Origin of the sequence: Pelagicoccus sp. SDUM812003 (genome assembly GCF_031127815.1) — a bacterium.
GTDB lineage: Bacteria > Verrucomicrobiota > Verrucomicrobiia > Opitutales > Opitutaceae > Pelagicoccus.
Genome location: NZ_JARXHY010000001.1, coordinates 382,691 through 408,027 on the forward strand (window position 1 = coordinate 382,691; position 25,337 = coordinate 408,027).

Below are 25,337 nucleotides of genomic sequence, written 5' to 3' on the forward strand. Positions count from 1 at the left end.
TTGCAAACCTGAATGCGCGGGCCGAGCGGGTTGTGGATCGAGTCGAGCGGAGCGCTTCGCCTGGCTAGACGATGCGCAGTTTGGTGAGGTCCTGGCCGTCGATGATGCCGATAGGCCGATTTTGCCCATCGACCACCAGCAGATCGTCGATGCTGTGGGACTCGAAGGTCTTGAGGGCTTCGGCCGCGTAGGAGCCGGAAGCGATGGTGATGGGGTTTCTTGTCATGACTTCACTCGCCTGGATTTGCAGGAAGTCGGGGTGGCTTAGAACGAAGCGGCGAATGTCCCCGTCGGTCATGATGCCGGCGAGGCTGCGGTCCTGATTGACCAAGGCGATGCAGCCGCAGCTCTTGGCGGACATCTCGGCCAGGCAGTCCTTGCAGCTGGCGGTGAGTGGGAGGCAGGCGAGGCGATCTCCGCCGCGCATGATTTCGTCGACCTTGGGCGCCAGGACGCGTCCTAGGTTTCCGCCCGGGTGAAACTTCGCGAAGTCTTCGCGGCTGAACGCGTTGAGCTCGAGCAGGACCATGGCCACGGCGTCTCCGATGGCCATGCTGGCGGTGGTGCTGGCGGTGGGGGCCAGATCCAGCGGACAGGCTTCGCGCTCGACCGAGTAGATCAGGGAGGCGTCGCACAGTTCGCAAAGCGTGGATGCGCTGGCGGCGGTCACGCCGATGGTCTTCACGTCGAAGCGTTGCACCATGGGCAGAAAGCGAAGCAGCTCCGCGGTTTCTCCGCTGTTGCTGAACGCCAGCAGGGCGTCGCCTTCGCGGCATAGGCCCATGTCGCCGTGCAGCGCCTGCACCGGGTCGAGGAAGCAGGAGGGCGCTCCGATGCTGTTGAGCGTTCCGACCAGCTTCTGGCAGATGTGGGCGTTTTTTCCCACGCCGCTGAGGATGAGCTTCTTGCCGTCGACGAGGGCGTTTTTCAGGATGAGAACCACGTCCGCGAATCCGTCTCCCAAGTGGTCGCGCGTGGCCTGCAAAGCGGCGATTTCGATCTCGAGGCAGCGGCGGCCTTTGGCAATGATTTGTTCCTTATCCATTCTCGGGAGGCAAATTGGGGGAATGTGGATTTATGTCTTGGAAAGCGAGCGTGGGATGCTGTCTTATGCCATTAGGAACAGCTACTAAATGACTCTCTTTATCAAGGCTTCCAGACTAATCTTTTTGACCTGTTGCGGACTGCTGCTTCTGGCGGGGTGTTCCGAGCGTCCGACTTTCGAGACCTTGAGCGAAGAGGAGGATCCGGTGTTTCGACGCGCGAGAGACCTGTACGCTCGTGGGATGGAGAACGAGGCCTTGGAGAACTTTCTCAAGCTGATTCAGAAGCGAAACGGCAACGCTCCGGAGTCGCACCTCGATGCGGGAAACATCTACCTCAAGCACTTGCACGATCCCATTTCCGCCATCTATCACTTCAAGAAGTACGAGGCCTTGATGAGGCGTAGTGACGAACCGGATGCGCAGACCCGGATCAGTCTGGTGCGCGATCTGATCAAGAGCGCCACCAAGGAGTTCGCGACCACCTTCGACGCCAAGGTTTACCAGGATCCGCTGGAGCGTCTCAAGCTATTGGATACGATCGAGATGCTGCGATCGGAGAACGAGCTGCTCAAGCAGCAGCTGGCGGATGCCCGATCGCGGTTGAACGACAATCGAGCGGCCAATGTGAGCTACGCCTCGCAGGAGGAGGACGACGCGCCGTCCGCTCCGCAGACCACGCTGCAAGCTCAGGCCAGCCCGCGCTTCACTCCGCAGGCGCCGGAGCCGACAGGTCGGGTCTACACCATCCAATCGGGGGACTCGCTCTACCGCATCGCTCGTCGTATGTACGGCGATGCCAACCGCTGGCGCGACATCCTGGAAGCGAATCGGGATCTCATCCCGGACGAGACCAACCTCAAGGTCGGCACCGAGATCCGCATCCCTTAAGCGGCGTCTTTATGATCTTCTCCCGCGGAGGAGACGACGCTATTCGATGCGCAGGATCTTGCGAGGACCAGCGTTCATGCCCAGCGTCTTGCCGACGAGTTGACTGCCGAGGGGCGACTTGGGCGTGAGCACGGTCACCGGGCCTTGCTCGGTATCCAGCTCCAGTCCTCCTCTGGCGGGTCCCATGAAGAACTGTTCGCGTCCGTTGGGGCCTAAGGTGGTGACCAGCGAGCCGATCGCGACCGGGCCCGAGGCGCCGTCGGCAAGCGAGAGGTTTCGGTAGGCTTGCAGAGCTTGGGTGAGGTCCTTGGCATAGTGAGCTTGAGCGCTTGCCACGTAGGAGGTTTCCAAGGCGTGCGTATCGTACTTGTTTTCGGCTCGCGACTCCTCGTCGGTCGCTTCCTCGGCGCTTTCGAGGGCGGCTTGCTTGGCGGCTTTCAGCTCTTTTTCGACGATGGAAACGATTTGCTCGACGATGTGGCGCTTGTGCATGTGTGTACGGGACTTGGCGAAAGACAGGCGCGAGCGGAGGCATCCCGGGATGGGGCCAAATCGGCTCGGGCTACGCGGGATCCAAATCGCGCGTATCGTATTCGCAAGTAAATGTAGCGGTTTCGCTCAGTTCGTCGCTCAAGGTCGCTACGACGGTCACCCGGGCCCGAGCCTTGCGGGACAGCATGCGAAGAAACTGCTGCCATTCGCGATCGGGCGGCAGCGAGCAGGAGGCGGTGATGGTCTTCGAGTTGCTGTCGATCTCGCGGCCTTTAGCCCATTGGGCGGCGCACAAGGTGGTGAGCGGCTTGTAGTTGAGTCGCTGTAGCGAGATCTGCAGGAAAGTCCAGGTGGTGAGCTGGCAGAGGTCGATGCTGGCGGTGTCGGAAAAGGTTTCGTCCGCCACGGTGTTCACGAACTTGGGCACGCAGATGCGTAGGGTTTTGTCCGTAGCTTCGACCACTTGGCAGTTGAGAGCTTTGGAGAGGGGAATTCGCTGGTTTAGGAATTCCTCTACGCGTTTTAAGGGTATTTCCATTCGCCAAAACGGTGGCGCAGGGGACTGCGTATGTCGAACCGGCGGCGTTCTTTTATGCTTTCCTAACACTTTGACTGCGCTCTCTTTAGGCACGCGAAGCCCTGGATGCGATTTCACGCGCATCAGGCCTGTAAAGCGGGCGCGGATCGCTGGCGCCTCAGCTCTTTTGGATCCAGAGGATCCAGTCACCAGGCTCGGGAGTGAGGAAGATGGTGGAGGGTTTGGTGATGGCGACTTCGCCGCGCCACTGACCGGTCGAGGGGCTGTACCAGCGAGCGGCGCCGGAACCGAAAGGCAGGTCGAGACTGAAGGTGGTGAAGATGTCGCTTGGGGAGGCGTTCAGATCGGAATAGAAGCCTTTTCCGTCTTTTCCGCTGTGGCCTTCATGGGCGTCGGGGTTGGCGACGTAGATGATGCATTGGTCGCTTTGCTGCGAGCGCATGGACTTGACAAGCAAGGGATTGGAGCCGCCGAGAGAGTCGTCGGAAACCCAACCTTGCAGGGAGATGCCGGTCTCGCGGAAGAAGCCGTGAATGTGCAGGAGGTCATGGGCCCCGTGGTGGAGGCGTCCGGCGTGGCAGGCGTCGTAGTAGCCGTAGATGCCGGAGCGATGCCCAGCGGTCTCCCGGGCCGTGTCCAAGCCTTGGTAGCTAGGGTGGGCCCCCGAGAGAAGCAGGCCCCAAAAGAGCCTGCGGAAATAGTAGCGCGGCTGCAGCGGGGGGCTGGCGTATTCCGCCCGATCCTCTTCCAGCACGATCGGCTTTCCGGTGAGTGGTCGCTGGGTCTGGGCGATTTCGCCGGTGACTTGACCCAAGGAGCTCAGCGAGGTCATCCCGCACCACTTCTCCCGGTCGAAAAGAAAGTTGGCGAAGCGCGGCTGCCCGCACGTGATGAGCGAGTGCCAAGGGGCCTGTTCGAAGACCGTCTTGCCCAAGCGGGAGAGGGCTTGCAGCACTACGGCGTTGTCCTTGGTGGGATCGATTTCGCAGGCGAGCGACCAATGGACGTTGGGCAAGGAGCTCAAGCGCTCCAGACAGTAGATGATCGCGAGATGGGTGAGCGGGTCACCTTCCTCGTAGCGAACGAGCTCCTCGCGATCGTTTCCGAAGAGGTTCAGCTGGAACTGGATATGAGGAAAACGAGTCAGGGCGTAGCGCAGGCGATGCTCCACCTCGTCCCAAAACGCCAGATCGAGCTGCTTGCGCTGCGGGTGGAAATAGCTGGCGACGGAGCTGCCGTTGCCCGAGAGCCAGGCCCGCACCTTGGTGATGCCCGCTTGCCCAGCTTGATCGATATAGGCCTTCCAGTTCTTTTCTTCTGGTGAGAATAGGCGCCAAGCGGTGTCGCCCATGTGGAGAAACGGATCTCCGCTGGCGTAGCGAAACTGCCGTTGATCGGCCGGAGCGACCTGCAGCTTCCCGGGAAGCTTGGACTCGTCGGCGAAGAATCGCCCGCTGGCGATGCCCTTGCCGAAAGCGTTTTTCGCCTCCCACGACCATTCTCCAGCCTCCGGCACGTAGCAGCGGGCCTTGGCGTGGCCATCTCCCACCGCGTAGCCGCGGGCGGAGATTTTCACTCCCGACGGGAGGGAGTAGGTGAGCTGGATGGGCAGCGAGGGGATTTTCGCGGTGACGACGTGTTCGCTGGAGAAGGTGAGCTCGTGACATCCGCCTCGGAGAGCGGTCTCGCTTCCGTCGCTGATGATGTCTTGATCGGTGGAGCTGGACATATGTTGGTTTGAGGGGGGGAATTGGATTCCGCAGGCGGAGGAAGGCCGCCCAGTACAAGAGAGAGAGGCTCAGGAATGTCAGTCGATGCGCTGCTCGTCAAACTCGATCATGTCAGCGAAGGAGAGAAGATCGGTACGATCCTCGATGCCCATTTTTCGCTTCGCGTCTTCAAGGGCTTGTCGTCCCATCTCGCTCATGCCCTTTTGCACCAGTTCGCGATTCCACTTCGCGACTCGTAGGTCCTGTGGGAAAAGCTCCGCCAGCTTGCGGTCGATCTCCTCGTCGTTGTCGCTCTCGCGAACGATGTTTTCCACCGCGTCGGGATCAATGCCCAGATGAAGGCAGAGGAAGCGGTCGAAGCCCTTCTTGTAGTTGCGTTGGTAGGACTTGCCGAGCTCTCCCTTGACTGCCTTTTTCGCCTTCGCGATGAAGCGCGGCAGGTGCAGCAGCCCGCAGGAGTGCGGGATGTAGGGTGATGGCAGGTCGTGGTGGACAACGCCGGTATCTGGTCGACTCATAGTGCGTTTCGTTGAGGGAAGGTCAGTGAGCTGAACTGCCCGGCAGGGCGGCGTCAAGCGCTTGGATGATCTGGTCAGCCGGTTCCAGGCCGATGCTCAGGCGTATCAGTTCCGGGCTGATGCCGGCCTTGGCGAGCAGGGCTCGGCCGCTCTCGCTGGTGACGAGGGCGTAGTGGGCCAGGTAGATGTAGGGACAGAGCAGGGTGTCGCGCATGCCGAAGCTGGGCCCTTTCGGCAGCGGCACGGCGTCGTAGAAAGCAGCGAGCGGTCCCGTCAACTCGAAGGAAAGCAGTCCGCCGATCGCGTCCTCGCGGCGGGCAAGCTTCTGGTAGCTGGCTCGGGACTTCTCCTCTCCCGACCAGTAGACCTTTTTGATAGCGGGATGCGCTTCCAGGTAGGCGACGATCTTCTTCGTGGACTGGTTGATCTGCTCTACAATGCTCTCGTAGTGAGGCAGCTGATACGCGATTCGAGATAGGTCGCGAGCGTAGGCCGGCTCGGCGGTTTCGCGAGCCAGGCGCAGGAAATCCTCTCGCAGCGGGCAGCGGCTGGTAGCGGCGATAGCCCCGAGCATGACATCTCCCTCGTGCCCGGCGTATTTGGTCAGACTGTTCACGATGATATCCGCGTAGGGAGCCACATCGATGTTGCGCGGGGAACAGACCGTTGGATCGACGATCAGGTAGATTTGATGCTTTGTCGCCAGATCGCTGATACGCTCGAGATCCATGGTTTGGATCATCGGGTTGGTCGGAGCTTCGGTGACGATGCCCGCTATCTCGTGTCCGCGTTCCTGCAGGGCTGTTTCCAGTTGATCCAGGTCGAAAATGTCGAGCAGTTCGAAGTTCTCGGCATGCTCGCCGCTGAGCTTGTCGAGAATGTGCATGGTGTCGGTGTAGAGCCAGCCGAGCTTCACCCACGCGTTTTTGCCATGCCGAGCTTGCAGGTGGCGAACCGCCTCGAAGGCTGAGAAGAAGGCGTTCATGCCATTGTTCGCCAGGATGAGGTCGTCGGGCGAGCAACTGAAAAGCGGAGCGAGCTGCTCGCGGGCGCTGGCCTCGGCGTCGCCGGCGTACGTCGCTTCGGGCTGGGCCGTCTCCAGCAGGCCCTGGCGGATCAGGTAGTCTTCCGCGGCCCGGCTGGAGAGAAAGCCGCCGATGTGCTGCAGGAAGAGTTTCGCTCGGGTGTTGGCGTCATCGTCGTCAGGTATCCGCAGTCCCGATACGCCGTCGTGTTTCAGGTAGGTCGTTTCGAGCGGCGCGAGGTGTGCCTGCAGTCGCTTCGCCATGCGGTCGGAGGCGGTGAGCCAGATCGCGCTTCGCGGCGAGGAGAACAGGTCCTTCCAGTGTTCCGAAATGGTTTTTAGGTACCGATGCACCACGAAGCGTGGATAGCCGGACTGCAGCTCGGCCATGGTGCTCGGGCGCTTTTCCTCGTAGCCGATCACGTCGTCCATGGTGGGGATGCTGACGGATACGGCGTGTATGGATGCGGGGATACGCTGCCCCAGAGGGAGTTGTTGACCGAAGCTCATAGGATTGGACAGGCGGGTCACTCTAGGAGGAGGGCGCTGCTTGTCCAGAGCGGGATTCGAGGGAAATCTCCGCTCGGAAAGAAAAACGCGCTTTCCCGTTGATGCCCGCTCGAGGCCTTCTATGACCGGTGAGATGAGATTCGTTTCTTGGAATGTGAACGGGATTCGCGCCGCGACGAAGAAGGGCGCTATGGACTACTTCGACGCGTGCGGGGCGGACTTCATTTGTCTGCAGGAAACGAAGGCCACCGAGGCGATCGTGCAGGGGCTGGAGTGGGGCTCGGGGGTCACGGTGATCGCCCACGAGGCGGAAAAGAAAGGCTACTCGGGCACCGCGATCATAGCCAGAAAGGAGCCGGACGCGGTGACTTTCGGATTGGGAATCGAGGACCACGATAGAGAGGGGCGAGTCATCACGGCGGAGTATCCGGACTTTTATCTGGTCACCGTCTATACGCCGAATTCGCAGAACGAGCTCCGGCGCCTCGACTACCGCCAGCGCTGGGACCGCGATTTCCTGGCCTACGTCAAAGGGCTCGAAACGCGCAAGCCGGTTGTCTTCTGCGGCGATCTGAACGTGGCCCACACCGAGGATGATTTGGCGAATCCGAAGTCGAATCGCAAGAACGCCGGTTTCACCGACGAGGAGCGGGCTGGCTTCGACGAGGTCCTTGACGCTGGATTCGTGGACACGTTTCGCCAATTCACCAGCGGCAAGGGGCACTACTCCTGGTGGAGCTACCGAGCAGGAGCGCGGGCGCGAAACGTCGGGTGGCGCATCGACTACTTTCTGGTTTCCCAATCGCTGAAGGACCAGGTGGCTGCATCGAAGATCCACGCGGAGGTGCTTGGGTCGGACCATTGCCCGGTCAGCATGCAGCTCAAGTAGACCGGACGAAGCGGCGGCTCTTCGCTAGGGACGTTCCGCCGCGCGTGGCGCTATCTCCGAAGGAGCATCGGTCAGACTGCGTTCAGCGCTGGGGGGGGCGGCGTCATTTGGCTTCGTCCTGCGACTCCTCGGGCGCCTGGAAGGGCAGGCCGTCGTACAGACGCTCCGGTCTTTCGCGGCGTCGCTTTCGAGCGTTCTGGGGCTTAAGGGCGTAGGATAGGAGCCCGCCCAGAGCGAGACCGATGGCCATGCCGGAAGCCAGTCCAAAGGCCACGCCGAGAGTGGGATGCAGGGGCAAGGCGGATTCCGTTCGAAAGCTGATGAGGAATCCTAGGGCGAGTCCCAGAAGCATGCCGAGGTTGATGCCGATCGGCGTGGGCCGGCGGCGCGCTCGATAGCGGTCGCGCGACCGGTCGGAGAGTCTGACTATCAATAGGTCGTCCATGCTTCCTTTACGTCCTTTTTACTCTAGCGCCGATTTAGGATTTGTCGATCAGGGGGTGAACTAGCCGCGCTCTGGGGGAAGCTTGCGGCGCTGGAGCGGGAGGCCACGCCCTCGCGGCGATAAGTTTTCGCTCAAAGGACTTGCGGAAACCTCTAAGTAGACTACAAATGTAGGAGCCTTGGGCCGCGTGTTGTGTGTGGTGGCCTGAAGTCAGAGAAGACCCCGATCATTTCAGCGTATGAGTGCGGAAGCGGGGTCTTCTCGCTTTTTCGCCTTACGTGTCTCGCTCAGAATAGGCTCGACTTTCTTTCGAAAGAAAATGCTTTAGAAAGTGATGCCCCTCAAGGACGGAAGTTACAAAGGAGCGAATTGGGCCACTCGAACGTCGTTGATCGAAATGCTCAAGCGCCGGGGCCCGTTATCCAGCCAGGATATGGCTGAGGTATTGGGGGTGTCTTCCATGGCGATCCGCCAGCACATGCAGGAGCTGGAGCAGGCGGGCGAAGTCGCCTCGGAAAACCGTTCCCAAGGCAAGGGGCGACCGACCAAGTTCTGGAAGCTCACCGAGCGGGCCAATCGCCATTTTCCCGATCGGCATCGCGATCTGATGGTGGATTTGCTGGGCAATGTGAAGGCCGTGCTCGGCCCGGATGCTTTGGACAAGGTGCTGGACGAGCGCGGCCAGCATCAGGCTTCGTGCTATCGCGAGAAGCTCGCGGGGATCTCCGACCTCAAGCAGCGCATCGAAGGCTTGGCCAAGCTCCGATCGGAGGAAGGCTACATGGCGGAGGTCATGGAGGAGGAAGGAGCGTTTCTTCTGGTGGAAAACCACTGTCCCATCTGCGCCGCGGCCCGCTCCTGCTCCGGCCTTTGCGATCGCGAGCTGCAGGTCTTTCGAAGCGTGCTAGGCGAGCGATGCCGCATCGAGCGAGTGGAGCATCTGCTCAGCGACGGGCGACGCTGCGCCTATCGAGTGGCGCAGCATAACGCCTAGATGGCGTGAGTTCGCGAGGGGCTGTTCTATGCTCCTGCGAAGCTTGGAGGCGCTAGTTGCGGGACGATAGCAACAGGTCGGCGTAGATCGGGAAGCCGATGCACTCGAAGCTGAAGCGGTACTGCTGCGCGGTGCCTGCGGTGCTGATGGCCATGCGCTTGCCCTGCACCACGGTGGGGATGGTCAAGGTGGATGGCAGGCCGAGATCGGCGAGACGATTCTTGAAGGTGCCGGCGAACATGTTGGTCAATTCGCCGCAAACGTCGCGCACCACGTCGTCGTCCAAGTCCTCGCGATCGAGACCGGTGATCTTTTGGGCGGCCTGATAGCCGAAGTTTTCCGACATGAACAGGTAGCAGACGCCGCTGATCTCTCCCGCGAACCCGACCGAGGACGCGAACATGCGCTTGGAATCATCCTTGGCGGGATCGATTTTCGGGCTGAAGGCCTGGGTGCCTGAGTAGGCTTGGTGTCCGAGGTATTTGCATTCCACGCTCATCATCGTATCGATCACCTTGACGAGGGATGAGCTGAGAAATTCGTGTATTTTCTCTACGGGAACTGAGACGGACATGGTTGAATGGAAGGCGTTGATCAGCGGCCGTTTGGGCTAGGGGAGTAGGCGTTGGCGGTCGGCTGTGGTCACGGTGCGGTGGGATGCGCGGGATTTAGATTTAGGAGGAGGTGGCTGATTTGTCGAAGTATCGGAACAATCGCTTCTAACTGAGAGGTTTGCGAGCCTGATTGACTGAATATTTACGGTCAAGATTCGCCTTGGTCGTTGCGGGCGCTAAATGGTCAGGAAGTTGAGGGCGACGCTGGCCAAGCTGAGGAAGATGAAAAAGCCAACGACGTCGGTCACTGTGGTGACCATGATTGAAGACGCAAGCGCTGGATCGACTTTCACGCTGCGCAGCCCGATGGGGACCAGCACCCCTGCCATAGCCGCCGCGATCATGTTCAGCATCATGGCCAAGGCCACCACCGCGCCGATGATCAGATCGCCTCGCCAGAGCCAGGAGACCAGGCCCACCGAAGCCCCGACCACTATTCCGGCTACCAGGCCTACGATGATCTCCTTGCCGAGGACGCGTCGCCATTCGTTGTCTTCGATCTCTCCGAGAGCGAGCGAGCGGACCACGATGGTGAGCGTCTGGGAACCGGCGTTTCCGCCCATGCCGCCGATGATCGGCAAAAAGGCCGCCAGCATGGCGTACTTGACCAAGGTGTCCTCGAACATGGAAACCACCCAGGCGGCCAGAAAGGCGGTGCCTAGGTTGACCAGCAGCCAAGGCACGCGATTCTTGGCGGATCGCGTCCATGGAGTGGTCACCATTTCCTCTCCGCTCAAGCCCACCATGCGCTGCATGTCCTCGGTGGCTTCCTCCTGGATGACGTCGATGACGTCGTCCGAGGTCACCAGTCCGACCAGCTTGCCGAAATCGTCCACAACGGGGAGGGCGAGGTAGTTGTACTTTTGGAAGATGTTGGCGATCTCCTCCTGGTCGGCGTGCACGCTGACCGAGCGTACCTCCTGGATCATCACGTCGCTGACGCTGAGGCGAAGGTCGCGAAACAGCAGGTCGCGCAGGCGCAGCACGCCTTGCAGGCGCTGGTTTTCGTCCACCGCGTAGACGTAGATCGCGTTGTCCTGGTCGTGATCCTCGTCCTTGCGCACGGCCTCGCGGGCGGCGGCCAGGGTCATGGAGGTGAGCACCGCGTTGACCTCCTTGCGCATGATACCGCCAGCGGTATCCTCCGGATAGTCCAGCAGGTCGGTGATCTCCGAGACGTCCTCCGCCGGGAGCTGGTCCATGATGTCCTGCAGGCGCTCGGGAGAGACGTTTCCCAAGGCGTCCGCCGCATCGTCGGAAAACATCTCGGGGATGATTTCCGAAACCCGCTCCAGGCGCATGTTTTCCAGCAGGTTGGTTTGCACCTCCTGAGGAAGCTCGGTGAGGATCTCCGCCACGCGATCGTCCGGCAGCTCTCGCAGGACCTTTCGGATGTCGCCGAGCTCGAGGTCCTCGATCTCCTCCGCGATGTCGCTTGGGTGCATGTCTCTGAGTCGAGTCATGCGTCGTGCGAAGGCGTCGCTCACTTGCTGCTGAGTTGTTTCTTCGCTCTCCTGCATGGAGCTTGTTAATACAAAATGCGGCGCTGGCAGCAAGTCAGCGATTTAGCCCGATGGTAAAAATCCCGATTAGTTCGCCTGCGATTCCTGGAGCTTGTCCTTGCCAGGCGATGCGGGAACGCTTGCCATGATCCTGTATCCGAAATGGCATGCCACACCTTGACGCTAGCTCCTATCGATGTCCTTGGCCCTTGAAGGGGCCGCACTTGGCGACCATCGTTCCCAACGTGTCTCGGCGTCGGATCCGGATCGCCTACAGGCGCGAACGATTGGAGCTGAGCGACGGGGACTTCGTGGACTTGGACACGTGTTCTGGTAGAGACGGAAGCGCCGAGAGCTGCCTGCTGATGCTGCATGGGCTGGAGGGATCGTCCACAGCTCCCTACGTGAAGAGCATGGCGCAGTCCGCGGTCAGGCGCCTGCCTTCGCTCGACGCTGTCGCCATGAACATGAGAGGCTGCAGCGGCGAGCTGAACCGGAAAGCCCGCTTTTATCACAGCGGCGAATCCGGAGATTTGGCGGAGGTGGTTCTGTATCTGGAAAACAGATACGAAACGATCTACCTGCTTGGCTTCAGCTTGGGGGGCAATGTGGTTTTGAAATACGTGGGCGAATTTCCGGATGGAGTTTCCCGCAAGGTGAGAGCGGCGGCAGCCGTGTCGGCCCCTGTGGACCTGCAAGGTTCGGCCAAGCGAATAGGCGAGCGGTCGAACGGCTTCTACATGAAGCGCTTTATTCGCCTACTGAGCGAAAAGATCGAAGCCAAAGCCGAGCTGTATCCAGATGTCATAGACGCTGAAGGCTGTCGCCAGATGGCCAGTTTCGTGGAGTTCGACGGAACGTACACGGCGCCGCTTTGCGGCTTCGCGAGCGCCGAGGACTACTGGAGAAAGTGCAGCGCCCTCAATTGGCTGGCGGACATTCGGGTGCCGGCCTTGCTGCTGAACGCCCTCGACGACCCGTTTCTTTCGGAGGGTTGCTTTCCCGAGGAAACCGCCTCGAGGAGCTCGTTTCTGCACGCATGTTTTCCGCGCCAGGGAGGGCATCTCGGCTTCCCGGGCCGGAGGGTGCGGGGCGAGGCTTGGCACGAGCGGGTGGCTCTGGATTTTCTGTTGGGAAAGCCTTCTGCCTAGATGCCCAGGTCCAGCTGCGACTTGGGCGCGGCGGCTGGAGCGGCGAGGCAGTCCGGACCCTCGCTGCGGTTGTTGTTCACCATGGGGTTGGCGGCTTGGCAGCTCATCAGGCTGGCGTCGAGCGGGGCGAACAGGTGGTTGCGCTCCTCCAGCCCGAGGCGGGCGACGTCGCTCTCCAGCCAGAGTTCGATGCGCTCCGGGTCGAGGATCACCGGCATGCGGTCGTGATACTTCGCCAGCAAGGCGTTGGCGTGGGTGGTGAGAATGGTGTAGCTGTCGATCGTCTCCCCGCCCTCGCTGATCCAGGCCTCCCAGATGCCAGCCATGAGAAAAACGGAATCGTCTTTCATGCTGAAGAAGAACGGAAGGTTCTGTCCGCGCGATTTTCGCCATTCGTAGAAGCCGTCGGCGGGGATCAGGCAGCGCCGGCGCTGGTAGGCGGCTCGATAGGCGGGCTTTTCCGCTACGGTCTCCGATCTGGCGTTGATCATGGGGGAGAGGGTCCGAGCGGTTTTGGCCCAGCTCGGGATCAGTCCCCAGCGCATCTGGCAGACCTCCAGCTCGTAGGAAGCGTCGTAGCGCTTGCGCAGCACCGGAGTGGTCTGAGTGGGGGCGATGTTGTAGCGAGCGCTTTGAGCCAGGCAGTCGACGTCCGTTTGCGAAAGGGCGTAGCTGCCGTTTTTCGCGACAACTTGGGTCAAGCCTTTTCGTAGGGTGTATCGGCCGCACATAGTTGGTAGGAACAGTGGGCGCACGCTCCCTTTTTTACAACGTTGGAATTGCTCAAAAACGACTGCCGATGCGCGGTTCGCGGCCGGGTCTGGCGGCGGGACCTGGCTAGTCCAGCTCGGTTTCCGGTATCAGCTTGTGAATAGGGGAGCTAGCTCGCTTCTTGGCCCGCTGGGCGCGCTTGTTCACGATGCTCAGGGCGGCGATGCGGTAGGCTTCGCCGAGAGTGGGGAAATTCATAATGTTCTCCAGATAGGTATCGACCTCGTTTCCGTTGATGATGGCCATCTCGCCGACGTGGATGAGGTCGGTCGCCCCTTCCGAGACGATGTGGACGCCGAGGATCTTTTTGCCTTCCGGGTCGGAAATGATCTTCAGCATCCCGTCCTGGATGCCGGCGATCTGTCCGCGGGCGACTTCGTCGAAGTCTGCTCTGCCAATGATGATGTCGTCTCCGTACTGCTCTCGGGCCTCTTCCTCGGAGAGTCCCACCGATGAGAGCTCTGGCACGGCGTAGATGCCGATGGGCACGATGTTGATCTGATGGGAGATGTTCTCGCCAGCGATCGCGCAGGCGGCACGGCGTCCTTGTTCCATGGATACGGATGCCAAGGAGGGCGGTCCGATGACGTCGCCCACGGCGTAGATGCCGGGCACGCTGGTCTGGTAGGTTTCGTCGACCTCAATGGTCCCGTTGCGGCCGGTTTTCATGCCAAGCGCCTCGAGGTTTAGCGTTTCGGTGTTGGCCAGTCGACCTTGAGCCACCAGGAGCTTGTCGCTTGCGATTTCCTTGCCGTTGTCCAGTCGAGTGACGGTTTGAAAGCCGTTCCACTCGACTTCGTCCACGCGAGCGTTGCCGATGTAGGTGCCGCCGTTTCGCGTGAAATGGTCGAGGAACTTGCTAGTGAGCTCGGGCTCCATGAACATGAGCGGTCTCGGCGTACGGTCGATCATGGTGACCTGAACGCCGAGTAGTGAAAAAATGGATGCGTACTCCGAGGCGATGACTCCGGCGCCGATGACGGTGAGCGATCGCGGCAGGTAGATCATGCTGAGGATGGAATCGCTATCGAGGATGTGCTCGTGATCGACCGGGATCTGCTGCGGGGTGCGGGGACGCGAACCGGTGGCGATGACGGTGTTGCGGGCTCGCAGGGTGATCTTTTTCCCTTTTACGGTGGTGACGAGGACCGTGTGCGGGTCCACGAAACAGGCCCTCCCCTGAAAGAGTTTTCCGCTGTTGATTCCGAGGTATTCGGAGATGAAGCCGGTGTAGGACTGGAGCACGGTATCGAGCCGTCTCATCAAAGTGGATACTTCCATATCCTCTTTGAGCTTGAAGTCGAAGAAGTCGGCGTTGCGGCGAAGGGTGGCGATGGTGAGGGCCGCTTCGCGCAGGGTTTTGCTGGGGATGGTGCCGAGGTGCACGCAGGTGCCGCCCACGGCGCGTTCGCGTTCGACGATAGCTACTTTGAGGCCGCGCTTGGTCGCTTCGGTGGCCGCTTTTTGGCCTCCGGGGCCGGATCCGATTACGATAAGGTCGAAGGTTTGGTCGATGTTCATAGCTCCATTGCGGCGACGACGCTTTTCACGTCGTCCTTCTTTTGCAGCAGGTCCTGGAAGTCGTCCGGATAGAGATTGAGGAATTCCAGAACGGGATCCTTCGCTAGTTCGATGGCGTTGAGCTTGGCGGGACTGATGAGCCAGCTGGCGAGGAGTTGAGACAGGTAGGTCGCTGCGGATTCGTCTTTGAAGTTTGGGGCGCCTTCGTATTTGCTGAAGAAGACGGTGGTGACCTGAAGCTGCTTGGGCAGTTTCCAGTCGATGGCAACTTTGGTGGCTATCTTGGAATGGAGCATGCCTACGATCTGGGCGACTTCCCGATCGGCGAGCGTGATCTCCTTCCGTTTTTGAACAGTCGAGATGAGTTGGAGACAGATGGGCTTGCCCACGGAGTGGAGCAGCCCGCAGAGAAATTGGCCTTCGACGTTGCGGCGTCGTTTGCGTGCGATTTCGCGGCCGTAGGCAGCCGAGGCGAGGGCGTGCTTGAGCAGGCCTTTGATATGGGCTTCGAAACCGGGCGCCTTGAAGATGTCGCTCTGAATGGAGACCGCGATGGCGATTTCCCCCAGCAGCTTCATTCCCAGTCGAGTGACCGCTTGCTGGAGGGAGACGATCGGTTCGCCGCTGGTGTAGGATGCGGAGTTGGCGATGCGCAGGACATGGGAGGCGATGGACTGGTCGCCGTGAATCAGCTTGGAGAGCTCCTTCATGTCGGCGTTCGGGTCGTTGGTCAGGCTGAAGATCTTGCTGGCGACCTGTGGAATGACTGGCAGCTCTAGCTTGCCGCTGCGAATGCCCTCGATGATCGCGTTGGCGACGATCTGCTTAGGGGAGTAGGAGTCGGTTTCGTGTGGGTTGGTCGACATGCGAGCGGCGTACTCGTGAGGAGGAGAGTCGGTGTATCGGTTTTCTGGCTTGGAGGTGGTCGGTTCTATTCCGTTTCGGCGCGAACTTGGTTTGGATTAAGTAAAAAACACCATCGAAGCCTAGAGGGTGTTAACCTAATTCCTAGGCTAAGGCAATCGGGTCCAGCGGCTTAGCGGCGAGGTTTACATTTCTTAATCATTTGTGAGCGCCTCTCGGGTTTCAGTGGGACGAATTAGGGACGATTGAAAAGCATTCCCGTGTCACTGCGGGATTCTCAGCCGCTGCCTCAGTTCATCACGACTATGCCCGACACCGACGCTCCAGTAGATCATTTCGACAAGCTCGCCCGCAACGCGGTGGTGAAGGTTTTCGACGCGATGGCGGGGGAGAGCGTCACCTACCTCGACTACAGCTGCCTGCTGACCGGCAGCAAAGGCGATTTTCTGCGCCGCCTGCCTTTGGAAAAAGGGGTCTATGCCATCGCGGTAGGCTTCTTTGGCGACGTCGATGGAAAAGTGATGCTCATCCTGCCGCACGCGGTCGCGGAGCGCATCACCCTGGATCTCTACGAGGCCAAGAGCCTGGACTGGATCGAGGGGGATTCGGAGGAAACGCTGCTGGATACCATGGGCGAGATTGGCAACATGCTCGCCGGTCTGGTGAAGGGAGGGCTCACCCACACCTATCCAAAGTTGATGCTTAAAACTCCTAAGGTTCTGACTAACAAGCGATTGAAGGTGGACAACTCGAAACTGAGCATTCGTCGCCAGTACCTGTTCGAGGGATTCGGCACCAAGCTGATGATCGACTTCTGCCTGGAGTAGGCATCCGTTGGGATGGCGAGCGCCTTGCCTAAGCTGCGAAGGCCGAGGGCGGTTCGCTGCGCGGCATTTTCAAGTTGTTGGCTTGGCCAAGTTTAAGCTTTTTGTAAGCTTTCAAATGGGATTTGACGCTGCCTGCAAAGCGTCTCACCTATTGCACTTCCGATGCGGGTTTTTACAAATGAGGCTGCCACAGTGAACGCCCTAAGGCGAGCTGACGAGCGTTTGCTGGTCGAGTCGTGGGACGATCCGCTGGCCTTCGGCCGTTTGTTTTCCGCTCTCGACCTGGACGCGTACGCGACCTCTCGAGCTCAGGTCTTTTCCGCGGCGGGATGGGACGAGGATGGCGTGGCGGAAGCGGATCTGATGCTGCGCAATGAGGCGCTGAAGGAGGCATTGGAGTCGGGGGAAGACATTTACCTGCTGTTTGGCGGCTCCTTGCTGGACCAGCTGCAGCTTTCCCAGATTCTGTTTTGGCTCTCCTTTCATTCGGAACGGGCTCTCAAGCAGGTTCGCGTGATGGTCATCGATGGACCGCTTTGCGTTTTCGAGGAGGGGGCGTTGCTCGAGGTGGCCCGGGAAGGGGAGGCGCTCGATTTTCCGATGCTGGACGCTTATCGAAGCGCTTGGATGGCAGTGACGGCTCCAGATGTTTCCCATGTCGAGTTCGCGTATCGCCGGCTGCAAAGCGGTCCGTGGTCGTCGCTATGCGCCGCCTTGGAGCGTTGGCTGCAGGAGCTGCCCAGCTCGGAAAACGGGCTTTCCATCTCTCAATGCCAGATTCTGGACGCGGTGCGTTTGGGTATCGGGTTTCCGCAGGAGCTTTTCGAAGCGGTGGATCAGACCGAAGCGGCGAGCTTTCGAACCAATTGGGAGTTCTGGCAGTTGCTCGATCACCTGTGTTCGGGCCAGGATCCGCTGCTGGCGGTGGCCGGCGGGAGGCCGTTTCTTTGTCCCCCTCGAGCTTTGGCGTGGATCCCGTTTCACGATCAGAAGCTGGAGTTGACCGAGCGTGGACGCGCCCTGCTGGATGGCAGGGGCCATTTGATGGATGGCGAGGTCGTGGAACGCTGGCTGGGCGGAGTGCGCATTTCCGAGGAGTCGCGCCGTTTTTGGGATTACGCGACGCGGGCGGTGGTTTCGCAACGTCGTCCGACAGTCCCGACAGCCTAGGTCTTTTCGAGATTTGGCTAGGCCGACGCCGCTTTCAGGCAGATCTGGTCGATCAAGGCGACGATCTGTTCCACGTCGGGTTTCGCCAGCTGGGCGTCCGCTCCGACCGAGGCGCACTTGGCGCTCATCTCCTTGTTGATGAGGGAGGAGTAGACGATGACCTTGGGAGGGTCTTTCTTGCAAAGTTCGGCCTTGATACGTCGGCAGAGTGTGAGTCCGTCCATCTGCGGCATTTCGATGTCGGTCAACACCAGGTCGTAGGGGCATTCGCTGGGGTCGTCCTGAGCTTCGATCATCATGGAGAGGTGTCGAAAGGCCTCGAGCCCGTTTTCGAAGGCGTCGATTTGCAGGTAGCCGGCATTGCGCACGATGTCGGTGGTGATGTTGCGCACCATCTTGGAATCCTCCGCGTAGAGGATGCGGACGCTGTCGCGGCCTTCCAGAGGCCCTTCGAGCGGATCCAGAGGCTTGACGGGGCGGTGGGCGCTGGGGAAGTAGGTCAGCATCAGTCTTTCCAGATCCAGGATGATGATGATGTTGTCGTCCAGGGTCACTGTGCCGGTGGAGAATCCTCCAGCCGATTCGCCGTTCACCTTTTCTCCCAGCGGCTCGAAATCTTCCCATGAGGTTCGGTGGATCTTGGAGATGCCGTCGATGAGGAAGGCTGTGGTTTGCTTGTTGAAGGTGGTGACGAGAATGAGCTGTCGGTCCGGGTTGACGGCGTTTTCGTCGTAAGGGACGCCCAGGGCCGCTTTGAGGTCCATCAGCATGACGGGCTTCTGGTGGATATGGATCATGCCCAAGGTCGCGTGCGGGGCCTGGGCCACCTTGGTGACCTCCACGCTGGCTCGGGACAGAACGCGTTGCACCTTGGAGACGTTGATGCCGTAGCTGATGTCGCCGAGGAAGAATTCTATAAATTCCACCTCGTTGGTTCCGGATTCCAGCAAGATGGCGTCTCGAGAGGTAGCGGGAGCGTTCATTTCTAGTGTCGCGAAGGTCGGGGATGGGAACGGGGCAAGGCGCGATTCGGGGATTCTTCTATCGGATGCTTGCCCTGGGCGTTTAGGAAAAATCCTTGCATGAGCGAGGATTCGCCCTCGGATCCCTTAGGAAAGACACTTGGAAGACCGTTTCGGGGTCGATTTTCCGCAAAGGCTGCACAAGTTACGCCAGCACGAATGGACAAATACACAGTAGGACAGCGTTTTGTGAGCGAACCGGAGCCGGAGCTGGGCTTGGGCATGGTGAGCGAAGTGGATGGCTATCGGGTTTCCATCAGTTTTCCCTCCTCGGGCGAGCAGAGGATCTACGCTGCCGGGACTCCCGTGCTCAAACGTGTCGTCTACCGAGCTGGCGAGCGGGTCAACACCCGTGATGGAGCGAGTTTCACCGTGGAGACGGTGCAGGAAGTCGATGGGCTGCTCGTTTACACCGGCGAAAACGGATCCGCTAGGGAGGACCAGCTCTCGGAGGCGGGCGGCTTCAGTCACCCTCAGGATCGTCTGATGGGAGGGCAGGTCGACGGGCGCGAGGTGTTCGAACTGCGGTATCGAGCCCTGAAGACGCAAAACGCGCTGCGCAGCTCCGATTTGCGCGGCTTTTTCGGGGGTCGCGTGGATTTGATCCCCCATCAGTACTATATCCTCAAGGAAGTGTCGGAGCGGCAGCTGCCGAGGGTGCTGCTGTCGGACGAAGTCGGCCTGGGCAAGACCATCGAAGCCTGCTTGATCCTGCAGCGTCTGCGCTCGGTCGGTCGGGCCAGCCGGGTTCTCATCCTGGTTCCGGAACCCTTGGTGCACCAGTGGTTCGTGGAGCTGCTGCGCCGCTTCAACCTGTGGTTTAGCATTTTCGACGAAACGCGTTGCCAGGCGCTCGAGGCCAGCAACGAAGGGGGAAACCCGTTTCTCGATGAGCAGCTGGCTCTGTGCAGCGTGGAGTTCCTCGCCGATAGCGAGGTGCGCTCCGAGCAGGCTATCGAGGCCGGCTGGGATATGGTGATCGTCGACGAGGCCCACCACCTGGAGTGGAGTCCCGAGCAGGCGAGCCCGGAATACGCGCTCGTCGAATCGCTGGGCAGCCGCAGCCAAGGCCTGCTGCTGTTGACGGCCACGCCAACCCAGCTCGGCTTGGCTGGCCACTTCGCCCGGCTGCGTCTGCTCGATCCGGATCGCTATTCGGATCTGGCGTCCTTCGAACAGGAGATGGCGGGGTTTGAAACGGTCGCCACGATCGCCGGCAAGGTCATCGACCAGGAGAAGCTCGACAAGGAGGACGCCGCGGCATTGCAGGAGATCTTCCGGCGCGATCCGGCCGGATTGGCGAAGCGCTTGTCCGACTTGAAGGCCGGCAAGCGGGGCTCTCGGGAGTCGCTGCTGAAGGCCCTGCTCGACGAGCATGGCACCGGTCGGGTGGTCTTTCGAAACACGCGCGCCGCCATGACCGGTTTTCCGAAGCGTCAGTATTGTCCGGCTCCTTTGGAGTCGGGTGAAAATCAAGCGCTGCTCGAGCATCTCGCCAAGGAGCTGGCGGTGGAAGCCAGCGGCGACGAGAGCGGCATACGCTACAACTTCAAAGGCGATCCCCGCATCGAGTGGCTTGTATCCTTTTTGCGGGCGCGCAAGGACGTGAAGGTCCTGCTGATCTGCAAGACGCGACTGAAGGCCATGGCGGTGGAATCGGCCCTGCGCGAGTCGCTCAATGTGAAGATCGCCCTCTTTCACGAGGAGCTGCAGCTGGTGCAGCGCGACCGCAACGCGGCTTGGTTCGCCGAGCCGGATGGGGCTCAGATCCTCATCTGCTCGGAGATCGGTAGCGAGGGCCGCAACTTCCAGTTCGCCCATCACCTGGTGCTTTTCGACCTGCCGATCAACCCCGGCCTGCTGGAGCAGCGAATCGGCCGCCTAGATCGTATTGGTCAAACCAGTACGATTCAGATCCATGTTCCCTACGTGGTAGGTTCGGCGCAGGAATGGGTCGCGGAGTGGATCCACCAAGGGCTTGATGGCTTCGAAACCTGCGTGCACGGGGGGAGCGAGTACTTGCAGGCGTTTGGCGAACGGGTGGTGTCGTTGGCTATCGAATACGGAAGGACAAGGAAGAAGAATCGCGACAAGCTGGAAGCCTTCATCGAGGAGACGGAAGCGTTTCGCGAAAAGCTCTCGGCTCGATTGAGGAAAGGTCGCGATCGATTGCTAGAGCTGAACTCCTTCGACAAGAACGTGGCGAGTGACGTGATTTCTCGGATACGCAAAGCTGAGAGCGATTCGAACCTGAAGGAGTTTCTCTACGAGCTGCTGGAGTTTTACGGCGTGCGTGTCGACGAGCAGGAAGGGGGGGATGTCGCTCTTGATCCCTCGCACGCCTTCGTGGAGGCGTTTCCCTCGCTCCCGGCCGACGGGGCTCTTGCTACCTTCGATCGGAGCCGAGCCATCGCCCGCGAGGACATGATGTTCGTTTCTCCCGATCATTCGCTGGTTTTCGACGCGATCGACTTGCTGACGAATTCGGAGAAGGGCGTGAGCTCGTTTTGTATCTACGAAAGCTATACGCCAGGCTTGAGTCTGGAGCTGATCTTCGTGCTGGAAACGGTGGCCCTTTCGAAGCTGCATGTGGACCGGTTTCTTTCTCCCACGCCAGTGCGTGTGGTGGTCGGCATTCGGGGCGATGATCTGACCGGCGAGCGCGACATGGCTTGGGCCGAGGCCCATCTTGAAGACGGGGACATCAATCGTTTTCTGGAACGGCCGGGTTTCAATCGAGAGTTCCTCGAGGCCATGGTCGGCGGAGCGGAGGAGATCGCGGAAAAGCACGCCAAGCGCCTGAAAGCCGCCGCTAAGGCCGCCGCCAAGAAACGGCTCGGCGACGAGCTGCAGCGCCTGCGCGATTTGCAGAAGATCAACGACAACGTGCGTCTGGAGGAAGTGCAGACCGCTGCGAAAGAGCTGTCAGGCGTGCTGGGCGCTATTGAGGAAGCCCGACTCCGTCTGGATTCGCTGCGCCTGGTGGTCGAGGGCGAGGTGGAGGATCTGAAACCGCTCTAGAGACTGGGAACTGCGTTTCACCTTAAGCAACTTCTGGGTATGATATTGCAAGTTAGGTGTTTGCAGCGATGAGCTTGTCGCGCTAGAGTCTTGATTTTCCGCTTTTCCTGCATTGTGGAGGGCGGCCTCTCTAGTTGAAACGGATCATGAAGAAGATCGTACTGATAGGTGATCAGGTGTGTTCGGACTACACCCTGGTGTTGCGAAATATCCTCAATGGGAAAGTCGAGCTTTGGGGCACGGATCTAGCGGTGGGCTCCACGGTGGGAGCCCTTGCTGGCTTGCGCGAGTGGGTGCTCAAGTGGCAGCCGGACTACGTGCTCATCCAGACGGGCATTCTCGATACGCGGCAGATCTGCTTCGGTGACAAGGAGCGCGTGCTTCCGCTGAAGTCCTTCGAGCGAAACGTCAGCGCCATCCTGCGCGTCATCCTGGAGCGCAGCACCTCGGTGCCGATCTGGGTGACCACCACGCCAGTGGACGTGCGCCGGGTGGAATCGCAGGAGGAGTTCGGCTACGACAACGAGACCATCTCGCTCTACAACGAGGAGGCCAAGGCGGTGGCCCGGCGTCTGGGCGTGGAGGTGCTGGACCTCTACGGCATCGTCAAAGCGGCCTCGCGAGCGGACTCCTGGCGCCCGGCGGGCATTTGTTTCGACGAGCGCGCCAGCGATTTCATCGCGGAAACCGTAGCCCAGAAGCTGCGCTCGTTTTGCGATCTGGACTAGGTCGAAAAAGGTTAAGAAGCCTAGGGTTTCTGTCGATGCCTTGAGAGACCTTTGAAGTCAAAATGACACCTCATCAAAGCCTATTGAAACCCGCTCTCCTCGAAGAGCTGAGCAACGGGCACTATCGTTTGCTCAATGCCGAGAATCCCCAGGATCTCGTTTCCGATATCGAGTTCAACAACCGGAAAGCCGCCCGAAATTGGGCCAGAAGCAGAGGTTTCGTGCTGGAGAGTCCCTCTCTTAACGATGCCGATGTGAGCGGTTTAAACTGAAACTCCTCTCGTCCTCACCGTTCGCTGCGTCCGGCTTTCCTTGCATGGAGTCGGGCGTTTTTTTTGTGCGGCTCTCGTCAAAGCTGAGGCGCGAGCGTGTCCGGTCGTAGCCCGGAGCTGCAGCCCGGAGCTGCGTCGCAAGCGCTAGACGGCTGCCTGGAGGCGGGCGGCGAAACGTCAAAAAGCTCTCAAAATGAGCGATTTCCTCTATTGTTAAGTTGCGGGAATTCGCTATGATGCTGAGCGAATGTCCTTTGAGAGCGCCGTCCCCTTGAATCGATTTGCCTATCCGCAGTCCAGCGGAGGCGAAAGCGTGGCCGCGTCGCAACCGCCCAAGTCAAACCGCGTTTCCGCTTCGCCGCGGCAGTCGGTGAACATTTCGGAGGAAACCATGATGCGTCTGGCCCGCTCGAAGCTCGCGCGAGCCATGACGCGCAAGCTGGCCTACAACCAGCAAGGAGCCATCGAAAGCCGGCTGCCCGCCGGTTCCCAGTTCTCCGCCAGAGCGTGAGGACATGGCGAGCGGGGGGATTCGCATCCTTGCTCGAAGCGAAAAACGGGCCCTGTTTCTTCCCGAGGGCGCGGGATGTTTGAGTTTGTGCTCGTAGGGCGAGTCGTTTTGAGTTCACGGCGAAATCTCCCTTTTCCTCATGGATATCAATAGCCTGCTCTATTCTCTGGGCCTGTCTGGTTTTTTCGCCTCCCGCGCCTTTCTCCCCGCATTCGCCTCGGCTCTGGTGGCCAAGTACGGAAGCTCGCTGCCGTTTTTAGGCGACATCGAGTTTCTGCAGAAAATGTCCGACGCTCCGCATTGGTTCACCAACCCCATGGTAGTCTGGGGATTGGGCATCCTAGCTGCCGTCGAGCTGATTGGCGAGAAGTCGCCCGACGTGCGGCAGATCATGGACGAGGGCATGACCTACGTAAAACCGGCCCTGTCCGCCGCCACCAGTTTCGGGCTTCTCAGCGCCACGGACGTGGAGGCGGTCAACGAAGTGATCTCTCACGCCGGGATCCTCGATACGATCCCCGCTTTGATATCGGCGGGAGCCACCTATTTTCTGGCGAGCACGCGTCAGGGAGTGGTGGAGATTCTCAACGATGCGGACGAGGACGACACCTTGGGAATCCGCGGCTTCATCAGCTGGTGCGAGGAGTTTTGGGCCTTGTTCGGCGTCTGGATTCTTATCGCCCTGCCGGTGGTGGTGGTGGCCTTGCTCGGTTTCGTCTACGGCGTGCTTTGGATGATCCGCAAGCGTCACGAGAGCAAGATGGAAGCGGCCAAGATCGAATGCCCCTCCTGCCAGACCCGTATCCATCCCTTTGCTACGGCGTGCTATTCCTGTGGCCATGTTCAGGAACGTCCGAAGAAGCTGAGTTTCCTTGGGGGCATTCAGGAGGAAACGGAAAGCGATCCGGTCGCCCAGAAGGTCAGGCTGCTCGAATTGCGTCGATCCCCGCTGTCCGGCGATCGAGCGGAAGAAAAAGGTGTCGATGCCAAATGCGAGACGGATGGCGTGACGCTTCTTGGCGACAAGGAGCTAACCGGCAAGTACTTGGAGAGGGTCGACGCTCGGCTGTTCCCGGTCATGCTGTTCGGAGCCCTGTTCAGCCTGATACCCGGTTTGGGGCTGATCATTGGCGTCATCTACTACCGTTTCCAACTCGTCGCTCCGTATCGCCGCTACCTTCCGTGGAAGAGGGGCTTCGTGGTCAGGTGGCTGATCCGCTTGGTTTTCATCTTGCTGGTGATTCTGCAGTTCGTGCCGGTAGTCGGAGCGGCGGCAGTGCCTCTGATGGCATTTATCAATCACCGCTTCTATCGTTCAGCCTTCCGTTCGGAGCTGCTGAAAAAAGGCATGCTGCCAGCTTAGAGAAACGGGACGGCGCTAGCTTGCCTTAGCTGGCGAGGGCGCCGCTGATCTGGTAGGCCGAAGCGATCCGCTTGGCGATGCCGGCGCCAGGCCCGCCAGTCGGGTTGGCTTGACCGGCGCTCGTCGCGGCGCCGAGCTGGCGAATGTCGCTTATATCGCTTTCGCTGTCAAAGGACGCGGCAGCTCCAGCGGGCTGCTGCTCGCCTTGCTCGCTAGCCTTGGCGTTTTTCTTCTGCGTCGCCTGCTGCTCCATTGACGAAGCGGCGGAAGCCACCTTCAAATCCTGACCTGAAGGATCGGCAGGAGCCAGGGCCGCGGATCGGATGGCTTGGGCCTTGCGAATGGTTTCCTCCGGAGTGCGTCCGGGAGAGGTGTCGATTTTTACGTTTCCCCCGATGGCGTAGTTCTTTCCATCCGGGCCAAGCTGGTAGACGTAGTTCGGACCGCCCATGGCGAGACTGCCAGCGGCCGCCATGTGGGCCTGCTCATGGGCGCGGACCTCGGCATCGCGAGCTTTCAAATCCTCGACCTGCTTCTGCTCGTCCGGCGTGAGTTTCTTGGCGCCGGCTCCCTTTGATTCGGAGGCGGCTCCTTGGGCGTCTTTTTCCTTCTCCCCGTAGAGCCCCGTTTGGGCGCGACCCTTTTCCTGCCGCGGGTCCAAGGTCTGCGAAGACCCTTGGCCGTAGCGGCCGTTCGTCCCGAAATGGGCGACGGAAGCGTTGGAGACGGATGCGATCATGGTGCGAGGAAGCGTTAGCGTTCCATCTCAAAGATCGGCATCCCCGCGAAAACCTTAAATTTGCGCCCCGAAAACCGCTCCAACGCCACGCTGCGCAACTATTATTTGTAACGTTGCAGATATTGGTTGCGCCAGAGGCGGGCGCGAGAGAGGAGCGATGGAGGGGGAGGGCTGTAAAATTGCAGAG

25 protein-coding genes are annotated in these 25,337 nt (G+C 60.1%); 11 read left to right on the forward strand and 14 right to left on the reverse strand.

All coding sequences use genetic code 11. From position 1 onward, the window contains the following. Positions 1 to 64: 64 nt before the first annotated feature. Positions 65 to 1,045 carry a KpsF/GutQ family sugar-phosphate isomerase gene (locus QEH54_RS01525; protein ID WP_309016846.1) on the reverse strand — a complete coding sequence of 327 codons (981 nt, stop codon included), beginning with the start codon at positions 1,043 to 1,045 and terminating at the stop codon, positions 65 to 67. Between the two features lie 88 nt (positions 1,046 to 1,133). Between QEH54_RS01525 and QEH54_RS01530 the strand changes: the two genes are divergently transcribed. Further along, entirely contained in the window at positions 1,134 to 1,934 is an 801-nt protein-coding gene (locus QEH54_RS01530; RefSeq protein ID WP_309016847.1) for a LysM peptidoglycan-binding domain-containing protein, read from the forward strand. Between the two features lie 39 nt (positions 1,935 to 1,973). Here the strand turns inward: QEH54_RS01530 and QEH54_RS01535 are convergent, their stop codons facing one another. From QEH54_RS01535 to QEH54_RS01555, 5 genes are all read right to left on the reverse strand, one after another. Next, positions 1,974 to 2,426 carry a hypothetical protein gene (locus tag QEH54_RS01535; protein WP_309016848.1) on the reverse strand — a complete coding sequence of 151 codons (453 nt, stop codon included), beginning with the start codon at positions 2,424 to 2,426 and terminating at the stop codon, positions 1,974 to 1,976. Between the two features lie 70 nt (positions 2,427 to 2,496). Beyond that, positions 2,497 to 2,964, reverse strand: a complete 468-nt coding sequence (locus QEH54_RS01540; RefSeq protein ID WP_309016849.1) for a YiiD C-terminal domain-containing protein — start codon at positions 2,962 to 2,964, stop codon at positions 2,497 to 2,499. A gap of 157 nt (positions 2,965 to 3,121) precedes the next feature. After that, positions 3,122 to 4,693, reverse strand: coding sequence for a DUF4038 domain-containing protein (locus tag QEH54_RS01545; protein ID WP_309016850.1), 1,572 nt, complete (start codon positions 4,691 to 4,693; stop codon positions 3,122 to 3,124). A gap of 78 nt (positions 4,694 to 4,771) precedes the next feature. Beyond that, positions 4,772 to 5,212 carry a DUF5069 domain-containing protein gene (locus QEH54_RS01550; RefSeq protein ID WP_309016851.1) on the reverse strand — a complete coding sequence of 147 codons (441 nt, stop codon included), beginning with the start codon at positions 5,210 to 5,212 and terminating at the stop codon, positions 4,772 to 4,774. A gap of 22 nt (positions 5,213 to 5,234) precedes the next feature. Next, a complete protein-coding gene (locus QEH54_RS01555; RefSeq protein WP_309016852.1) occupies positions 5,235 to 6,746 on the reverse strand; it encodes an aminotransferase class I/II-fold pyridoxal phosphate-dependent enzyme in 1,512 nt (503 codons plus the stop codon). Between the two features lie 133 nt (positions 6,747 to 6,879). On the opposite strand from QEH54_RS01555, the gene QEH54_RS01560 reads away from it, so the two are divergent. Then, the gene (locus QEH54_RS01560; RefSeq protein ID WP_309016853.1) at positions 6,880 to 7,635 is read left to right on the forward strand and encodes an exodeoxyribonuclease III; all 756 of its coding nucleotides are present in this window, start codon (positions 6,880 to 6,882) and stop codon (positions 7,633 to 7,635) included. Between the two features lie 103 nt (positions 7,636 to 7,738). On the opposite strand, the gene QEH54_RS01565 is transcribed toward QEH54_RS01560, so the two are convergent. Then, positions 7,739 to 8,080: a hypothetical protein gene (locus QEH54_RS01565; RefSeq protein ID WP_309016854.1), complete on the reverse strand. Its 342-nt coding sequence runs from the start codon at positions 8,078 to 8,080 to the stop codon at positions 7,739 to 7,741. Positions 8,081 to 8,414: 334 nt separating this feature from the next. Between QEH54_RS01565 and QEH54_RS01570 the strand changes: the two genes are divergently transcribed. Further along, complete coding sequence (locus tag QEH54_RS01570; protein WP_309017008.1) at positions 8,415 to 9,074, forward strand: transcriptional regulator; 660 nt, start codon at positions 8,415 to 8,417, stop codon at positions 9,072 to 9,074. Between the two features lie 52 nt (positions 9,075 to 9,126). Here QEH54_RS01570 and QEH54_RS01575 read toward each other — a convergent pair whose 3' ends face one another. After that, positions 9,127 to 9,648, reverse strand: coding sequence for a chemotaxis protein CheX (locus QEH54_RS01575; protein WP_309016855.1), 522 nt, complete (start codon positions 9,646 to 9,648; stop codon positions 9,127 to 9,129). Positions 9,649 to 9,864: 216 nt separating this feature from the next. Next, entirely contained in the window at positions 9,865 to 11,208 is a 1,344-nt protein-coding gene (mgtE, locus tag QEH54_RS01580; RefSeq protein ID WP_309016856.1) for a magnesium transporter, read from the reverse strand. Between the two features lie 149 nt (positions 11,209 to 11,357). Between mgtE and QEH54_RS01585 the strand changes: the two genes are divergently transcribed. Further along, positions 11,358 to 12,341, forward strand: a complete 984-nt coding sequence (locus QEH54_RS01585) for an alpha/beta fold hydrolase (RefSeq protein ID WP_309016857.1) — start codon at positions 11,358 to 11,360, stop codon at positions 12,339 to 12,341. Here QEH54_RS01585 and QEH54_RS01590 read toward each other — a convergent pair. The 3 genes from QEH54_RS01590 to QEH54_RS01600 all read right to left on the reverse strand — a co-directional run bounded on the left by QEH54_RS01590 (position 12,338) and on the right by QEH54_RS01600 (position 15,499). After that, positions 12,338 to 13,072, reverse strand: a complete 735-nt coding sequence (locus QEH54_RS01590) for an SOS response-associated peptidase (protein WP_309016858.1) — start codon at positions 13,070 to 13,072, stop codon at positions 12,338 to 12,340. The two genes, QEH54_RS01585 and QEH54_RS01590, sit on opposite strands and share 4 nt — an antisense overlap. 106 nt (positions 13,073 to 13,178) lie before the next feature. After that, the gene (gene sthA, locus QEH54_RS01595) at positions 13,179 to 14,633 is read right to left on the reverse strand and encodes a Si-specific NAD(P)(+) transhydrogenase (RefSeq protein WP_309016859.1); all 1,455 of its coding nucleotides are present in this window, start codon (positions 14,631 to 14,633) and stop codon (positions 13,179 to 13,181) included. Then, positions 14,630 to 15,499, reverse strand: a complete 870-nt coding sequence (locus tag QEH54_RS01600) for an HDOD domain-containing protein (RefSeq protein ID WP_309016860.1) — start codon at positions 15,497 to 15,499, stop codon at positions 14,630 to 14,632. Before QEH54_RS01600 ends, sthA begins: the two co-directional genes overlap by 4 nt. A gap of 303 nt (positions 15,500 to 15,802) precedes the next feature. Here QEH54_RS01600 and QEH54_RS01605 point away from each other — a divergent pair, with 303 nt between their 5' ends. Next, positions 15,803 to 16,324, forward strand: a complete 522-nt coding sequence (locus QEH54_RS01605) for a chemotaxis protein CheX (protein ID WP_309016861.1) — start codon at positions 15,803 to 15,805, stop codon at positions 16,322 to 16,324. Between the two features lie 162 nt (positions 16,325 to 16,486). After that, positions 16,487 to 17,494 carry a hypothetical protein gene (locus QEH54_RS01610; RefSeq protein ID WP_309016862.1) on the forward strand — a complete coding sequence of 336 codons (1,008 nt, stop codon included), beginning with the start codon at positions 16,487 to 16,489 and terminating at the stop codon, positions 17,492 to 17,494. Between the two features lie 17 nt (positions 17,495 to 17,511). Here QEH54_RS01610 and QEH54_RS01615 read toward each other — a convergent pair whose 3' ends face one another. Continuing rightward, complete coding sequence (locus QEH54_RS01615) at positions 17,512 to 18,477, reverse strand: chemotaxis protein CheW (protein WP_309016863.1); 966 nt, start codon at positions 18,475 to 18,477, stop codon at positions 17,512 to 17,514. 198 nt (positions 18,478 to 18,675) lie between these two features. On the opposite strand from QEH54_RS01615, the gene rapA reads away from it, so the two are divergent. From rapA to QEH54_RS01640, 5 genes are all read left to right on the forward strand, one after another. Continuing rightward, on the forward strand, positions 18,676 to 21,537 hold the full coding sequence (gene rapA, locus QEH54_RS01620; RefSeq protein ID WP_309016864.1) for an RNA polymerase-associated protein RapA: 2,862 nt from the start codon (positions 18,676 to 18,678) through the stop codon (positions 21,535 to 21,537). Positions 21,538 to 21,683: 146 nt separating this feature from the next. Beyond that, on the forward strand, positions 21,684 to 22,265 hold the full coding sequence (locus tag QEH54_RS01625) for an SGNH/GDSL hydrolase family protein (RefSeq protein WP_309016865.1): 582 nt from the start codon (positions 21,684 to 21,686) through the stop codon (positions 22,263 to 22,265). Positions 22,266 to 22,327: 62 nt separating this feature from the next. Then, the gene (locus QEH54_RS01630; protein WP_309016866.1) at positions 22,328 to 22,537 is read left to right on the forward strand and encodes a hypothetical protein; all 210 of its coding nucleotides are present in this window, start codon (positions 22,328 to 22,330) and stop codon (positions 22,535 to 22,537) included. A gap of 271 nt (positions 22,538 to 22,808) precedes the next feature. Next, positions 22,809 to 23,048 carry a hypothetical protein gene (locus QEH54_RS01635; RefSeq protein WP_309016867.1) on the forward strand — a complete coding sequence of 80 codons (240 nt, stop codon included), beginning with the start codon at positions 22,809 to 22,811 and terminating at the stop codon, positions 23,046 to 23,048. Positions 23,049 to 23,187: 139 nt separating this feature from the next. Further along, on the forward strand, positions 23,188 to 24,411 hold the full coding sequence (locus QEH54_RS01640; RefSeq protein ID WP_309016868.1) for a DUF4126 family protein: 1,224 nt from the start codon (positions 23,188 to 23,190) through the stop codon (positions 24,409 to 24,411). 25 nt (positions 24,412 to 24,436) lie between these two features. Here the strand turns inward: QEH54_RS01640 and QEH54_RS01645 are convergent, their stop codons facing one another. Then, positions 24,437 to 25,150: a putative metalloprotease CJM1_0395 family protein gene (locus tag QEH54_RS01645; RefSeq protein ID WP_309016869.1), complete on the reverse strand. Its 714-nt coding sequence runs from the start codon at positions 25,148 to 25,150 to the stop codon at positions 24,437 to 24,439. Between the last annotated feature and the right edge of the window lie 187 nt (positions 25,151 to 25,337).